This is a genomic window from Anaerococcus kampingae (assembly GCF_046365475.1).
Classification (GTDB): Bacteria; Bacillota; Clostridia; order Tissierellales; family Peptoniphilaceae; genus Anaerococcus; species Anaerococcus kampingae.
Map to the genome: position 1 here is coordinate 67,599 of NZ_JBGMEF010000019.1, position 15,090 is coordinate 82,688.

Genomic DNA, 15,090 nt, shown 5'->3' on the forward strand with positions numbered 1-15,090 from the left:
GTATATTCAAAGAATGAAGAAGATATATTTTGACTATGCTGCAACTAGCATTAAAAGAAAGAAAATTTTAGAAGATATATTAGAAAATGCTGATAAGTTTGACGGCAACCCTGATTCAAGCCACAGCTTTGGCAGAGAGGCTAAGAAGATTTTGGAAGAATCAAGAGGGAAAATTGCAAAAAGTATAAATGCAAATCCATCTCAAATTATTTTCACATCAGGGGCAAGTGAGTCAAATAATACAGTTTTATCAGCCTTTGCTGATAAGAAAATCATTACAACAAATATAGAGCATGACTCTATAGAAAATACTTATAATCCAGAAAAAACCATCCTCTTGAAGATCGGTGAAGATACCAACATCCTTGATCAGCTTAAGGAAAAGCTTACTGATGAGGTTAAGCTTGTATCAATAATGATGGTTAATAACGAAACTGGTTTGATTTTTCCTATCAAGGAAATTGGAGAATTTTTAAAAGATAGGGATGTGTATTTTCATGTAGATTGCGTTCAAGCCTATGGTCACCTTGATATAGACGTTAATGCTATGAACATTGATTTTTTATCTCTTTCTGGTCATAAGATTGGCGGGATAAATGGTTTTGGAGTGCTTTTTGCAAGAGAAAACCTCCCTTCTTTTATAAAAGGCGGCGAGCAGGAAAAATACCGCAGAGCTGGCACTTCCTTTGTAATAGGGGCTTATTCCATGGCCAAGTCTTTCCCTTATATGATTGAAGAAAGGGAAATGATAAGAGAATTAAAGAATTATTTGATAGAAAGCCTTGGAAAAACTGGATTGGCTTTTGAGATAAATGACAATCCAGAAAAATATGTCGATCATATTATAAATATTTATTTTAAGGACTACAGAGCAGATTTTCTCCTTACCTATTTGGACATGTATGGTATAGGGGTTTCTGCAGGATCTGCATGCAGGGCTGGTGCTGTGATTCCTTCAAAAGTTGTTGAAAGAATTTATGGGTCAGAAAGGGCGAAAAACTCCCTTAGGATAAGCCTGGGTTTTGAAAATTCTAGAGAAGATATAGACAAACTCATAGAAGTGTTAGGAGCTTTGAGATGACAGACAAAAAAGATATAAAGGTAATAGTAGGTATCTCAGGTGGGGTGGATTCTTCTGTTGCAGCGCTTCTTTTAAAGGAAGAGGGATATGATGTGACAGGAATCTTTATGAAAAACTGGGATGATACCGATGAAAATGGCTTTTGTACTGCTGAAGAAGACTTTGAAGATGCAGTAGCTGTTTGCAATCAAATCGGAATTCCCTACTACTCAATAAATTTCGAAAAAGAATACTATGACAGGGTATTTTCCTATTTTCTTGAAGAATATAAGAAGGGTAGGACTCCAAATCCTGATATCATGTGCAATAAGGAAATTAAATTTAAGGCCTTTTTGGACTTTGCCAAAAATCTTGGGGCTGACTATCTAGCTACAGGACATTATGCCAGAGTCGATAGGTCTAGCGGTGAAACAAAAATGCTTAGGGGACTTGATTCAAACAAGGACCAGACCTATTTTCTAAGCCAGCTTTCTCAAGAGCAGATAAAGGATGTTTTATTTCCTGTAGGAGATTTACAAAAATCTGAGGTAAGAGAAATAGCTAAAAAAGCAGGCCTTGCTACAGCTAATAAAAAGGATTCGACAGGCATTTGCTTTATAGGTGAAAGAGATTTTAATGAATTTTTATCCCACTATCTGCCAGCTCAACCAGGAAATATTGTTGATACAAAAGGTAATGTTTTGGGAAGACATGACGGTCTTATGTATCACACCATAGGCCAAAGACGTGGACTTGGTATAGGTGGAGAGGGTGAAGCTTGGTTTGTATATGGCAAGGATTTAGAGAAAAACGAGCTTCTGGTTTGCCAAGGCAAGAAAAATCCCCTCCTATTTTCAAATAAGCTTTTAGCTTCAGAATTTTCTACAATTTCTGATGAAGAATGTCCAAAAGAATTTGACTGTACTGCTAAATTTAGATACAGACAAGCAGATATCAAAGCCCATGTAAAAGTTCTTGGAGATGGCAAGGTAGAGGTAACCTATGATGAAACCAAGGCAGTTACACCAGGCCAAGCTGCAGTTTTCTATGACGGGGAAGTGTGTTTGGGATCTGCAATAATTGACGAAGTATATATGAATGATAAAAAGTTAAGAGTATAAAAATAAACCTTGAAGGCCATTTTAAAATGGATGCTTCAAGGTTTTTTCTTATATGTTGATTTCTAGAACAATAGGTGTGTGGTCTTGCCTTTCACCTGAGTTAATCATATCAGAATCTGTGATTAAATCCTTTATTCTATCAGAAACTAGGAAATAATCAATCCTCCAGCCTGAGTTGTTGATTTTACTTGTCTTTACCCTTTGGGCCCACCAGGTGTACTTGCCTTCGACATTGCCGTGGATGTGCCTAAAGGTGTCTGCAAAGCCCTTTGCTAAAAGGTTAGTAAAGCCTTCCCTCTCCTCGTCTGTAAAACCAGCTGACATGTGGTTGTTTTCTGGATGGGCTAGGTCAATTTCCTCGTGGGCTACATTGTAATCGCCACAGGCAATTACTGGTTTATTTTTGTCAAGACTAGATAGATAATCTGCATAAAGCTTGTCCCATTCTTGTCTTTCAGCTAGTCTTGCAAGCTCACCACCCGCATTTGGTGTATAGACATGGGTGAAGTAATAATTTTCAAACTCTAAAGTAATAATCCTACCTTCCAAATCCATAGTAGATGGGGCCCCGATTACAGGAAAGTCTACCTCAGGCTTTAGTCCTTTTTTATAAAGAGTCATGGTGCCTGCATAGGATTTGCGAGCGCCTTCCTGGCTTGATAGCCAAACATAATCATAATCAGGGAAATATTCGGCAAGTTTTTCCTTATGTTTCTTGCTAGGGCCTCCGTGAGGAAGTTTAGTCTCTTGAATGGCGATTATATCCGCATCTTCCTTGACGATAGTATCTAATACTAAACGGCTCATTACAGCCCTAGCTGAATCGCTTGTAAGGGCTGCATTTAGTGAATCTATATTCCATGAAATAAATTTCATTTAAATCTCCTTTGCTATTTTCTTCTTATATTAGTATACAACTTAAAAAAAACTTTCAAAATTTCTACAAAATTAACACAAATTTAACACCCTATTGGGTATTATATAATTAAGAAAGATACCAATATATTTTAAGGAGGGTGTCATGAAAAAATCTAAATTATTACTAGCCCTAGCAATCTCAGCTATGTTAATTAACACTGCTTATGCTAGCGAACAAATCCAAAATCAAAAAGTAAATGAAATCGAAGCAGAAGACTCAATTACAAATCCAAAAGTAGCAGAATATAAGATTAAAAAGATTTATGAGGAAGGTGTTGACCTTGCAGCAGTTAATAACGAAGCAGAAGTCTACAATGTGCCAAAATCTTATTTTAAGGGAATGGACCTTAAGGAAGGAAAAGTATTTACCCTTTACACATCTTGGGAAATTCTAGAATCTGATCCTGCAAAATTTGTAAAAGTATATAGGGTCATAGAAGGTAAGGAAAGCCACGTAATAACTGACACTTATGTAATTAAAAAAATAAATGCAGAAGGGGTAGACTTATATAAAAAATCTAACCCAGATGATTTATACAATGTTCCTAAGAGTGAATTCAAAAATATTGACCTTGTAGAAGGTAAAGAAGTTGAAATAACAGCCGATGATATTCTAACAGCCTCTGACCCTGCAAAATTTATTAAAATACATCAAATAAAAGAAGTGAAATCTGAAGAAGAAAAAATTGTTAAAGATTATGTAGTAAAAGAAATTCACGAAGAAGGCGTAGACCTTTATGAAGTTGGAAATGAAGAAAATGTCTACAATGTCCCTAAAAAAGAATTTAAGGACATGAAGCTTGAAAAAGGCAAGGTCTTTACAATTACAACTAACGATGTAGTTATGACTTCTAATCCAGCCCAATTTGGTAAAATCTATTCAATAGTTGAAAAAGAAGAAGCTAAAAAAATGACCAAAGAATATATCGTAGAAAAAGTAAATGGCGATTTTGTAACAGTCTATGAAAAAGGAAACAAAGAAGACAAATACAATCTAAATAAAAAAGACTTTGGCAAGGTAAATCCAGAAGTAGGCAAAACTTACAAGATAGAAACATCTGAAGAAATCCTAACATCAGATCCAGCTCAATTTGCAGCCGTATATAAGGTTGAAGAAGTAAAAGAAAAAACAAAAAAAGAAGAGAAAAAAGAAAAAGCTAAAGAAACTATGCTTACAGACACCTTTGTAATAGAAAAAATCGATGAGGAAGGAGTCACAGTAGCTAGAAAATCAAATAAGGAAGATAAGTATTTAGTCCCTAAAAAAGAATTTGGCAAAAGCGAATTAAAAGTAGGAAAGGAATATAAAATCACTACAGATGATGTAATCCTAACTTCTTATCCAGCCCAATTTGGCAAAATATTTAAGATAGAAGAAGTAAAGGCAAAAGATAATAAAAAAGAAGATAAAAATTCTAAAAAAGGCAACAAGGCTTCTGCTAAAAACCCAAAGACAGGTTTAATCGGATCATCAATGGCCCTAATTGGACTAATCGGAGCAAGTCTTGCCTATAAAAAAACTAAATAAGATTTTTTAACTCTATTACAATCCATTCCTCAGGGGTGGATTGTTTTTTTGCTTATTTACGATAAAGTTATCTTAAAAGAAGGGATAGGCAATGAGAAAAAAGATTAAAATTTTTATAATAATATTTATAAGCATCATTGGTCTAATTGCGATTTTCAACCTAGCTTTAAATAGACTTAGGGAAAATTCTCAGCTTAAAGACCTAAAAGAAATAGGAGATAGGTTGTCTTCTTATCAGTTAGAATATTATAGTGAGCGTGGCTTTGGAAATGATAGGGAGGATGTATATTCCTTTAGCCTAAAAGATGCAGATGATATAAAAGATTTTAAGAAAATTAATGAATTTTTTGAAAAACGCTATGAAAATCTCACTGACCTTATAAAAAGAGAAAATCCTGACCACCATATCCTAAATGACCTTGAGAAATTTAGGCAAAATGACGATATTTATTATATGGACCTAGATCTAATGAGTGAGGAAAAATTATATTTTTATTCTCCAAAGACTAATAAGGGCTTCCTAATTATTTTCACTATCTAGACTTTGATAAGCAGAATGTGATAAGATTAGTAATAAGGAGAATATATGAAAAAGATTTTAAAACTAATTCTAATAATCTTTGGACTTTTTATAAGTTTTGGGAAAGACACCTTTGCGGATGAAAATTCCCTCACAGAAGATATCCATGATGCAATTTATAATACTATTGATGGCAAGCTTACTTATGACATAAATATTAAATCAATCGGTGGAGAAAGTGATGTTGATATAAGGATGTCAAATGCTGATACGCCTTATCTTCCATCAGCATCGACTATAAAAATTTTCATAGGTCTTACCATGAGAGATGCCATATATGATGGAGATTTTTCGTATTCTGACGGTATAAAAGAAGACCTTGACCTAGCCTTAAGAAATTCTGATAATGATGCAACAAACCGCCTCATAGAAAAATTAGGTTTTGACAGGATAAATAGAACGATTTTTAAATATACTTTGTCAGATAAAACTAGGCTTAATAGGTTAATGCTTGGCCAAGGAGATGAAAATATAACAAATTCTAAGGACCTAAGTAAGGGACTCATTGAAATATATAAGTCAAATGATGAAATATCTAAAGATATGATAAAATCAATGGAAGATTCATCATCAAAAAGAGTCAAGCTTTTAAAAGATATAAATCCAAGCTTATATTGCCTAAACAAAACAGGCGAGCTAAAAAATATTGAAAATGACTTAGCCCTTATAAATACTGGAAAGTCTAGCTTTATCATAAGCCTGTTGACAGAAGATAGGGCAAATCTTGGTCGTGATATGCAAATAAAGCTCATAAATAACTTAGGTTTAGAAATAACGGAAGCCTTCGTTAATTATGATAAGGATATGACTCTTCTTAAGGAGCAAAAAGAAAGAGCAGAGATTTCTAGGATGGATACGACAGAGAAGAAACTTGCCTATGCAATTTATAAAAATCAGATAAGTTATGATGCAGCAAGCCTTTTATTAAAGACAAATTCTGTTGATAATATTAGAGAAAATTTAGAAAGATCAAACAAGAAATCAGAATATTTAGTAATAAGAGCAAGTGATAGCCTCGCCAAGCTTACAAAAAATAAAATAGAAAGTAAGGATGATAGGACCCTTAACCTAATTAGACTTATCTATACAGACAAGGAAGATATTAGACAAATAAATACCAGCCTTGCCCTAGCCTTTTATAACAACAACAGGAGCCTAGAAGCTGCAAAGACTCTTCTAGAAAAATCTCCAAGGGCAAGTCTTGATATTAGGTCAAAGCTATTGGCTAATATCAAAAACTCAGAAGAAATGGTAGAAAAAGCCAAAAAAATCCTATAGAAAAGAAATAAACATGATATTAATTGCAGATGATACGATAAGAGTAGATAAGTATATATCCGACGAACTTGATGAAATACCAAGGGAGAAGATAAAAGACTTTATCAAGGATAAGCTTATAATAGTAAATGAAAATCAAATAAAACCATCTTTCAAGCTAAAAGAGGGCGATGAAATCTTTATCGACGATAGCCTATTTGAAGTACCTGAATTAATAGCAGAAGACATCCCCCTAGATGTGGTCTATGAAAATGATGACTTAGCAGTCATTAACAAGCAAAAAAATCTCATAGTCCATCCGGCAGGATCAATTGTGACTGGCACCCTTGTAAATGCCTTACTTTTTAAGTATGGCTATGAAAACCTCTCCCACATTGGTGGCGAAGATAGGCCAGGTATTGTCCATAGACTTGATAAGGATACGACTGGTCTAATGGTAATTGCCAAAAATAATGACTCCTACCGCTACCTTAAAAATCTTTTCGAGACAAGGAAGGTCAGAAAGGAATATTTGGCAATAGTCTTTGGGAATTTTAGGGAAAAATCAGCCAGGATAGAAAATTTTATGGGCAGAGACCCTCACAATAGAAGAAAGATGGCTGTTTTAAATTCAGGGAGAAAGGCCATATCTGAATATGAGGTCCTATCTGAGGTCGAGGGATTTTCCCTAGTTAGGGTTCATATAATAACAGGCAGGACCCATCAAATAAGGGTCCACATGACAGATATCAACCATCCCCTCCTAGGAGATCCAGTCTATGGCAATTTCAAGCACAAATTTAACCTAGACCACCCACTTCTTCACTGCACCTACCTAGCCTTTGAAGATAAAAATGGAGAAAAATTAGAATTTAACCAAGCACCACCAGAAGAATTTATGAAGTATCTAAATATTTTAGGCCTTGATGAAGATAAGATAAAAGTTGAGTGAAAGCTCAGCTTTTTTATTTGGTCAAAAGTAATAAACTTTATGATATAATTATATAAGACAGGGGGTTAATATGTATTCAAAAACTAATACAACTTCACTAATTGGCCTTGAAGGAAGGTTGGTGGAAGTTGAAAGCGATATAACAAGCGGCTTGCCAAAATTTAATATAGTCGGCCTGCCAGATTCATCGATAAATGAAGCCAAGGATAGGGTCAGGGTTGCCCTAATAAATTCCGGCTACAAATTTCCAGCTGGAAGGATTACCATAAATTTATCACCAGCTGACTTAAAAAAGGAAGGCACACAACTAGATTTGCCTATTGCCATTTCCCTCCTAAGCTCTATGGGCATCATTGAAAGGATAAATGACGACTTTATCTTTCTTGGAGAACTTTCTCTAGATGGGAGAATTATGCCAATTAGGGGAGCTCTTGCCATGGTTATTTCTATGAGAGAAAAGGGCTTTAATAAATTTATAATTCCTTACGAAAATAGGGATGAGTGTGCCATTATATCTGACATAGAAGTCTATCCTTTTATGAAGTTAGAAGAGATTGTCGGCTTTCTAAATGGAGATATTAGCAAAAGTCCCTATAAGATAAATCCAGCCCTGCTTGAAGATAAGGTATCCTATGACTATGATTTTAAGGATCTTAAGGGCCAGGAAAATCTCAAACGTGCCCTCCAAATAGCAGCTGCAGGCGGCCATAATCTACTCATGATAGGGGCACCAGGATCAGGAAAGACCTTTTCAGCCAAGCATTTGCCTACCATTCTTCCAGATATGAGTTTTGAAGAAAGGGTAGAGGTTACAAAAATTTATTCTATAATGGGACTTCTTGATAGCGGTCATCTTGTAAATGAAAGACCTTTTAGGGCACCCCATCACTCATCAAGCCAGGTAGCCCTTATAGGTGGCGGACATTCGGTGCCAAAGCCTGGTGAGATAACCCTAGCCCATAGAGGTGTATTGTTTTTAGATGAATTTCCAGAATACCAGAAAAATGTTATAGAAGCCCTAAGAGAACCCCTAGAAAACAAGGAAATAAACGTAGCCCGTGCCCAGGCAAGTGTCAAATATCCTTCGGATTTTATCCTAATTGCAGCCATGAACCCATGCCCATGTGGCAATTATGGTAACCCTCTTAAGGAATGCACTTGCTCCATCAATGAGATTAGAAGATATTTAAATAAAATTTCTTCCCCAATCCTAGATAGGATTGACATCCATATAGAGATAAAACATGTCAAATACGATGATTTAAGGGGAGATACTAAGTCTAAAACATCAGCTGAGTTAAAAAGCGAGGTGGTAAGGGCAAGGAAAATACAAAGTGCTCGATACAAGGACGAAAAAATAAAGACCAACGCCCTACTTTCAACCAGACAGATGAAAAAATATATCAAACTAAGTCCAGACGTTGAAAAAATCGGTCAAGTAGCCTTTAACAAATATAATTTTTCGGTAAGAAGCTATAACAAAATTCTTAAGATGGCAAGGACTATAGCAGACCTTGAAGCAAGCCCAGAAATCACCCAAAAGCACCTCTTAGAAGCCATTAGATATAGATCCTTGGATGATAAATATTGGAGCGTATAATGCTTGACCAAAGAAAGATTACAACTGATATAGATGGCTTTATCAACGATTTATTAAGCCATGCTATAAGGGAAAATGCATCTGATATCCATATCCAACAAGAAGAAACTTATGGCAAGATTAGATTAAGGATAGATGGAATTTTGTTTGATATAATGAGGATTAATAAAACAAATGCCGAGATGCTTATATCGAAAATAAAAGTTGAAGCCAAGATGGATATTTCGGAAAAACGCCTCCCTCAGGATGGGGCTCTAAAGTTAGATAATTTTGAAAATATTGACTTTAGGATATCAACCCTTGCCACAGTCAATGGTGAAAAGCTGGTTTTAAGAATCCTATCCTTAGAAAGATTTAAAAATAGGGCAAGGCTACTGGGCTTCTCTGATAATTCCAAGGAAAAATTGCAAAAGGCAATCAGCAAAAAAAGCGGCATGGTCCTAATAAGTGGACCCACAGGTTCAGGCAAGTCCACATCCCTCTACGGCCTTTTAGAAAGCCTAAATACTGAAGAGGTCAACATAGTTTCAATCGAAGACCCAGTTGAATACAAGATAGAAAATATAAATCAAATATCAGTAAACGAAAAAATTGGCCTAACCTATCCCAAAATCCTAAGGGCTATCCTCCGCCAAGACCCAGACATAATAATGATTGGCGAGATAAGAGATAGGGAAACAGCAGCCATAGCCATTAGGGCAGCCATAACTGGCCACTTGGTAGCAAGCACAACTCACACGACCGATGCTCTATCAGCCTTAGTAAGGCTAAAAGACCTAGGAGTAGAAGAATTTCTTATAAGATCAGCCATAAATGCCCTAGCCAGCCAAAGGCTAGTCAGAAAATTATGTACCTGCAAAAAATCCGACACCATGACAGACTTCGAATACGAACTAGTAAGCAAATACCTAAGGGTGGATAGGAATAAAAAAATCTACAGGCCTGTAGGCTGTTCCAAATGCAAAAAAGGCTACCTTGAACGCCAGGCGGTAGAAGAAGTAATCCTTATAGATGACGAATTTAAAGACATCCTCAAAAATTACGGCCTAGAATCAAAGGAATTAAAGGATAAGCTAAAAAAAGAAAAGTTCAGACCAATGCTAACAAATGGCCTAATCCAAATAATGGAGGGTGAAACTTCTTTTGAAGAAGTATTAAAGGTCCTAGATTATTGAGGGTAAATTATGAAAAAATATAAAAAAATATTACCGTTTGCAATTGCTCTTATAATTGGTCTTTCTCTATCATTTATTTTAAGAGATAGGAAAGAGCATTTTGATTATGAAATTGACCCTAAATATTACTCCAAAACCCAAAGCCCCTTTGAAAATGACTTTGACTATGCTTTTGACACCCTAGAAAACTACTATGCCCTTTTTTATAGGAATGGAACCTATGATTTTTTGGAAAATCGAGATGAGTACAAGAAAGAGTTAAAAAATCTAAGGACCGACAAAGAATTTTTCGATAAGATGAATAAGATTTTGAGAGACTTGGATGATGACCATACTAATCTTTTAGATATTGAGGAAGTTTACGACATGAAGGGTACCTTTGTACTTTCCAATAAGGAGGAAAAGGGAGAGGTAAATGTTGATCTGATAAATTATTTGTTTGGGGCAAAAATTTCTAGTTTAATTGATAAAATTTTTAGACAAGCTAGGGCTGCTACAAAAAATTTAATAACTCAAGATATAAATAAAGATATAGCCTACTTAAAAATCAGGGCAATGATTGACCCAGGTACAGCAGATTTTGAGGAAGACTTGGATCTTTTAAAAACTTACCTAAAAAAATCAAAAAATAAAAAGGCTTTAATTATTGATCTTAGAGGCAATGGTGGGGGCAATTCTGCTTATACAGATACTTATTTGTATCCGATGATTTTGGGTAAAAGAAAATTTAAAGATAGTCATGAATATATTCTATTCAGGTCAGATGAGGTCTTTAAGTATGATCCCCAATATCCGGAATTAAAGGATTCCATAAAGAAAATTAAGGAGTCAGATTTTAAATATTTGGAAGATAATATTCCTTTTCTTAAGAAAGATAAGGAGATGATGGATAATATCAGAAAAAATTACACCTACATAATCTTTAATCCTGGTCTTGAAAATGCTGGCGAATTTGGAGATGAATATAAATTTAATGGCAATCTCTATCTTTTGATAGATGAAGATGTTTATTCATCAGGCCAAATAGCAGCTCACTTTTTTAGGGATAATAAGCTAGGAACAATTATAGGGGAAAAGACAGGAGGAGATGGTATAGGGACAACACCAGCCATGGTAAAACTCCCAAACACTAAATACATCCTAAGATTTTCCCATGAACTTGGACTTAGGGAAACAAAGTCAATGGAAGAATCAACCTATACAATCCCAGATATAGAGATTTCCAAAAAAGATCAATCAGAAATTCCTTCTAATGATGGGTGCGTCAAAAAAGTGATAGAAATAGAAGCTCAAAAAAATTAGCCCACAAACATTAAAATAGTCTGTGGGCTTTTTTTACTTTATTTGAAAAATTTCCTTATACCTATCCTCAGCACCTAGTTTATTGGTTTGAAATTTGCTGATTTCAAGATTTGACCTTGTAAGTATATTCATAAATTCTATATAATTATCTTCATTCATATTTATTTCAAGAATGCTTCTATCAGGATTTTCCTCAAATTTGAATTTTTCATTGCTTTCCAAGATGTTTTTAAAGACTGTAAGATTTTCATGGTTTTTAAATCCTAACAATACTTTTAATATCTTAAAATCATTAATATTTTCATAAATAAGTCTTCCATCTTTTATAAAGAGGATATCATTTGTGACTTGATCTATTTCTAGTAGAGAGTGGGATGATATTATTAGGGTCTTAGCATTTTTATGAAGGTCTGTAATAATATGTCTTGTTTTTAGGATGCTTGTTGGGTCTAGGCCATTAAGGGGTTCATCCATTATTATAAGGTCAGCATCTGGCATTATAGCCATGGCAAGGAGGAGGTGTTGTTTCATACCTAGAGAATAGGAGGCAACTTTCTTGTCCATATAAGAGCCAATATCTAAAAAATCAATCACATAGGAAATTCTATTTTCATCAAGATTATGGCTTTCTTTAATAAATTTCAGATGGTCAAGGCCAGTCAGATAGGGATAGAGTATCGTATTATCTTTAAGGATTGACATTTTTTGAAAAACATCAGGATTTTTATTGGAAAACCCAAAAATATTTATCTCCCCTCTATATGGTATAAGGTTTCCTATACAATTTATTAGGGTAGACTTACCTGCTCCATTTGGACCTACTAGGCCTAGGATTGTAGGCTTTTCTAAATCAAAAGAAATATCTTTCAAAACTTTGTATTTGCCATAAGATTTTTCTAAATTTTTAATAGATAGGATCATTAGCTCTCCTTTACAAAACGTTTGCCTAAAGTATATTTAAATTAATATATTGTTTTTATTAATATTTTCAAATATTTATACTAAAGAATATAAGCTTAGAAAATTGAATTTGTAAATAATATTGGAGTAGCTTATGAAATTTGAATTAAAAAAGATTATAAAAAATAAAATTTTTCTTATTTTTATCCTTGCTAGTCTTATCTTTGCCCTATTTATCTCTTTTATCAAAAAAGCAGATATTGATTATTCTTTAATTGATGGTTTGGAAGATGTGAATGTACTTGATAGGGTTTTAGAAAAGGATAATGATCTTAGCTTTAAACTTTCTGATACTTATCCACCTACAATGGTTTGGGAAGAAGTGACAGATGATTTTAATAAAGATTACCAAAAGATTGTTGGGCAAATTGATTATGATGAAATGGTTCTTTCAAGTGATGAATACCTAGGAGAAAATCCTCCTATTATGAGAGCATCATTTTTCGAGGATATCTTAAATTTTATTGATAAGTATAAGCTTAAGACAAGCCCTCTAAATGAGCAAAAATTAATATTCTTAAGGGAGTTTTATATAAATATTGAAAGTAGAGAATTAAGCCCAGAATCTTTTATAAAAAATATAAGAAAGTCAAGTCAAAATATTTTTTATTCTAATATCAAAATATATTTCGGCTTAGTTCCTGTCCTATTAATAAGCCTATTTGTAGGAGCAAGCCTTAGTAGGGATTATGAAAATGGTCAGGCCTTTTTAAAATTAACTTCTATCAGGAAAAGGATTTGGATTTTAATTGATAAGCTTAGTCTAGGACTTTTTCTAGCTTTTATATATTTTCTTACAATTGTACTAACATCACTTTTAATAGGTAAAATCAATGGAGATTATGATTGGATTTTTACTTTACCAATAGGAAGTTTTGGAGAAAATCAAAACCAGGTTGTTTTTGCTGGATTTCTATGGAAAACTTTTCTTATCTTTATGGCAAGAGTGTTTTTCTTTAGCAGTGCCTTTATAAGTCTAGGACTAATTTTTAAAAACACCAATATTTTCTTAGAAACAGTGGTATTTATAAGTGGAGTTTTGGGTGCTTTGACTGGATTTTATGAAAAATTACAGATTATCTATAATCCATTTTATTTTTCCTATTATGATTTTATTCTCGGCAACAAAAAATTAATGGGGAATATAAAAGGAAGGGTAGATTTTTCTTACCAAAGCCCAAGTTTTAAATTAAGTCTTATAGGTATTTATCTACTTTTTGGGATATTATTTTTGATAATTGCTTATTGTTTTATAAAATTTACTAAGGGAAAGATTTGTAGAAACAAAATTAAAAAAGAAAGAATAGAGGTTAAGGATTTACTTTCTTTTGAAAAACTTAAAATAAAATCTTTTAGCAAAAATACAGGCCTAAGCTTCACTCTTATCGCACTTATATTACTAATTTTCTCTATAAATCTAAGGTCAAAAATGACAAGCAAAGATTTTTATGCTTATAAAAATACCTTTATGAAGATTGCCATGATAAGAGATGGGGCAAATTTTATTGAAAACTCTAATACAAGTGATAAAGGTGAGGATCCCAACTTAGCTTCCAAGACTCAGGCTTATATGGATAAGCTTAATGACCTGGACAGGCTAAAGGAAGCATCTGATTCGGAGAATTTTTATAAAATTTTGTCAAAAGCTAGTTTGTTTGCTGAAAGTCTTGGTGATGAATTAAACCCAAATCTTGCCGATGAGCACTTTAAGGTTTCTGAGGGAAATTTGATAAATGGAAAGATATCTGAGTTTTCAAAACAAGCCAGCCATAGTTTCAGAAAAGAGCTAATAAGTAGAGATATCAAGCCTATGAATTTAATTTTTGATAGAAGCCTTACTTATTATGATAAGTTAAAAGATGAAAGGGTTTTGGATGCTGCTATAAAGGCTCAGATACCTAAGGATACTTCTTCTTTTATACTGTTTTTAAAGCTTATAAATGAATATAAACTTCTTATCGTTCTTATAACGATATGCGTATTTATCTATGGAGGAGCTTATAAATATGAATTTATTAATGAAAATTCCTATGATTTGTTAAGGACTCAGCCTCTTGATTTAAGAAAAGTCTATGATAAAAAATTCCTAGCAAGTCTTACTTTTTGCCTTAAATTTTTACTAGTGACAAGCCTTGTGATTGTAATTTTGGGAATTTTCAATGACCCTAGGCATACTTTAAATTTTCCTATTTTAAAATATTTAGGAAGGGTAGCTGATCCGAATCTTGCTACAGACTATTCAAAGGATTTTACCTATATCTCTCTTGGCAGATATCTATTAGATACGATGATTTTAAGCCTATCTTTTCTAATGTTTTTGCTAAGCATTGTTCAATTGCTAAGCCTTATTGTTAAAGATATGTTTAAGACCTATTTATACCTTGCCTTAATAATCTTAATGATGTTTTTAATTTTATACTTGTTTAGGTCCTATTCATATTTAAATCCCCTCACTTATTTCTTAGCTGAAGAAATTGTTGATGGCAGCCTAAGTGTAAAATATGGTATAAATCATTTTGATAGCTATATAGGATCGATTTACCTTATTTTGTTGGGAGTTTTAATCTATTTAATAGGAAGGAAATTGGCAAGGAAAATTTTATAATAAGTTGGCAGCTTTTATATAAGGCTGCCCTT

12 protein-coding genes are annotated in these 15,090 nt (G+C 33.6%); 10 read left to right on the top strand and 2 right to left on the bottom strand.

Annotated elements, in window-relative coordinates:
• Positions 1–13: 13 nt before the first annotated feature.
• Positions 14–1,081, top strand: coding sequence for a cysteine desulfurase family protein (locus ACCQ42_RS05840; RefSeq protein ID WP_410035629.1), 1,068 nt, complete (start codon positions 14–16; stop codon positions 1,079–1,081).
• Positions 1,078–2,181, top strand: a complete 1,104-nt coding sequence (mnmA, locus tag ACCQ42_RS05845) for a tRNA 2-thiouridine(34) synthase MnmA (protein ID WP_410035630.1) — start codon at positions 1,078–1,080, stop codon at positions 2,179–2,181. The genes ACCQ42_RS05840 and mnmA overlap by 4 nt, the downstream gene beginning before the upstream one ends.
• Before the next feature lie 48 nt (positions 2,182–2,229).
• On the opposite strand, the gene ACCQ42_RS05850 is transcribed toward mnmA, so the two are convergent.
• Positions 2,230–3,057: an exodeoxyribonuclease III gene (locus ACCQ42_RS05850; protein ID WP_410035631.1), complete on the bottom strand. Its 828-nt coding sequence runs from the start codon at positions 3,055–3,057 to the stop codon at positions 2,230–2,232.
• Between the two features lie 145 nt (positions 3,058–3,202).
• Here ACCQ42_RS05850 and ACCQ42_RS05855 point away from each other — a divergent pair, with 145 nt between their 5' ends.
• The 7 genes from ACCQ42_RS05855 (at position 3,203) to ACCQ42_RS05885 (ending at position 11,493) form a co-directional block, all read left to right on the top strand.
• Positions 3,203–4,627, top strand: a complete 1,425-nt coding sequence (locus tag ACCQ42_RS05855) for a hypothetical protein (RefSeq protein ID WP_410035632.1) — start codon at positions 3,203–3,205, stop codon at positions 4,625–4,627.
• A gap of 91 nt (positions 4,628–4,718) precedes the next feature.
• Positions 4,719–5,168, top strand: coding sequence for a hypothetical protein (locus ACCQ42_RS05860; protein ID WP_410035633.1), 450 nt, complete (start codon positions 4,719–4,721; stop codon positions 5,166–5,168).
• Between the two features lie 45 nt (positions 5,169–5,213).
• Positions 5,214–6,485 carry a serine hydrolase gene (locus tag ACCQ42_RS05865; RefSeq protein ID WP_410035634.1) on the top strand — a complete coding sequence of 424 codons (1,272 nt, stop codon included), beginning with the start codon at positions 5,214–5,216 and terminating at the stop codon, positions 6,483–6,485.
• Between the two features lie 13 nt (positions 6,486–6,498).
• Entirely contained in the window at positions 6,499–7,416 is a 918-nt protein-coding gene (locus ACCQ42_RS05870) for an RluA family pseudouridine synthase (RefSeq protein ID WP_410035635.1), read from the top strand.
• Between the two features lie 70 nt (positions 7,417–7,486).
• Positions 7,487–9,016: a YifB family Mg chelatase-like AAA ATPase gene (locus ACCQ42_RS05875; protein WP_410035636.1), complete on the top strand. Its 1,530-nt coding sequence runs from the start codon at positions 7,487–7,489 to the stop codon at positions 9,014–9,016.
• On the top strand, positions 9,016–10,191 hold the full coding sequence (locus ACCQ42_RS05880; RefSeq protein ID WP_410035637.1) for a GspE/PulE family protein: 1,176 nt from the start codon (positions 9,016–9,018) through the stop codon (positions 10,189–10,191). The genes ACCQ42_RS05875 and ACCQ42_RS05880 overlap by 1 nt, the downstream gene beginning before the upstream one ends.
• Before the next feature lie 9 nt (positions 10,192–10,200).
• The gene (locus tag ACCQ42_RS05885; RefSeq protein ID WP_410035638.1) at positions 10,201–11,493 is read left to right on the top strand and encodes a S41 family peptidase; all 1,293 of its coding nucleotides are present in this window, start codon (positions 10,201–10,203) and stop codon (positions 11,491–11,493) included.
• A gap of 33 nt (positions 11,494–11,526) precedes the next feature.
• Here the strand turns inward: ACCQ42_RS05885 and ACCQ42_RS05890 are convergent, their stop codons facing one another.
• Positions 11,527–12,414: an ABC transporter ATP-binding protein gene (locus ACCQ42_RS05890; RefSeq protein ID WP_410035639.1), complete on the bottom strand. Its 888-nt coding sequence runs from the start codon at positions 12,412–12,414 to the stop codon at positions 11,527–11,529.
• Between the two features lie 133 nt (positions 12,415–12,547).
• Here ACCQ42_RS05890 and ACCQ42_RS05895 point away from each other — a divergent pair, with 133 nt between their 5' ends.
• Positions 12,548–15,058 carry a hypothetical protein gene (locus tag ACCQ42_RS05895; RefSeq protein ID WP_410035640.1) on the top strand — a complete coding sequence of 837 codons (2,511 nt, stop codon included), beginning with the start codon at positions 12,548–12,550 and terminating at the stop codon, positions 15,056–15,058.
• Positions 15,059–15,090 lie beyond the last annotated feature (32 nt).

Excerpts from the sequence above, each read along its gene's own strand:
- ACCQ42_RS05840 (WP_410035629.1), top strand. The coding sequence starts at position 14 with ATGAAGAAGATATATTTTGACTATGCTGCAACTAGCATTAAAAGAAAG.
- mnmA (WP_410035630.1), top strand. The coding sequence starts at position 1,078 with ATGACAGACAAAAAAGATATAAAGGTAATAGTAGGTATCTCAGGTGGG.
- ACCQ42_RS05850 (WP_410035631.1), bottom strand. The coding sequence starts at position 3,057 with ATGAAATTTATTTCATGGAATATAGATTCACTAAATGCAGCCCTTACA.
- ACCQ42_RS05855 (WP_410035632.1), top strand. The coding sequence starts at position 3,203 with ATGAAAAAATCTAAATTATTACTAGCCCTAGCAATCTCAGCTATGTTA.
- ACCQ42_RS05860 (WP_410035633.1), top strand. The coding sequence starts at position 4,719 with ATGAGAAAAAAGATTAAAATTTTTATAATAATATTTATAAGCATCATT.
- ACCQ42_RS05865 (WP_410035634.1), top strand. The coding sequence starts at position 5,214 with ATGAAAAAGATTTTAAAACTAATTCTAATAATCTTTGGACTTTTTATA.
- ACCQ42_RS05870 (WP_410035635.1), top strand. The coding sequence starts at position 6,499 with ATGATATTAATTGCAGATGATACGATAAGAGTAGATAAGTATATATCC.
- ACCQ42_RS05875 (WP_410035636.1), top strand. The coding sequence starts at position 7,487 with ATGTATTCAAAAACTAATACAACTTCACTAATTGGCCTTGAAGGAAGG.
- ACCQ42_RS05880 (WP_410035637.1), top strand. The coding sequence starts at position 9,016 with ATGCTTGACCAAAGAAAGATTACAACTGATATAGATGGCTTTATCAAC.
- ACCQ42_RS05885 (WP_410035638.1), top strand. The coding sequence starts at position 10,201 with ATGAAAAAATATAAAAAAATATTACCGTTTGCAATTGCTCTTATAATT.
- ACCQ42_RS05890 (WP_410035639.1), bottom strand. The coding sequence starts at position 12,414 with ATGATCCTATCTATTAAAAATTTAGAAAAATCTTATGGCAAATACAAA.
- ACCQ42_RS05895 (WP_410035640.1), top strand. The coding sequence starts at position 12,548 with ATGAAATTTGAATTAAAAAAGATTATAAAAAATAAAATTTTTCTTATT.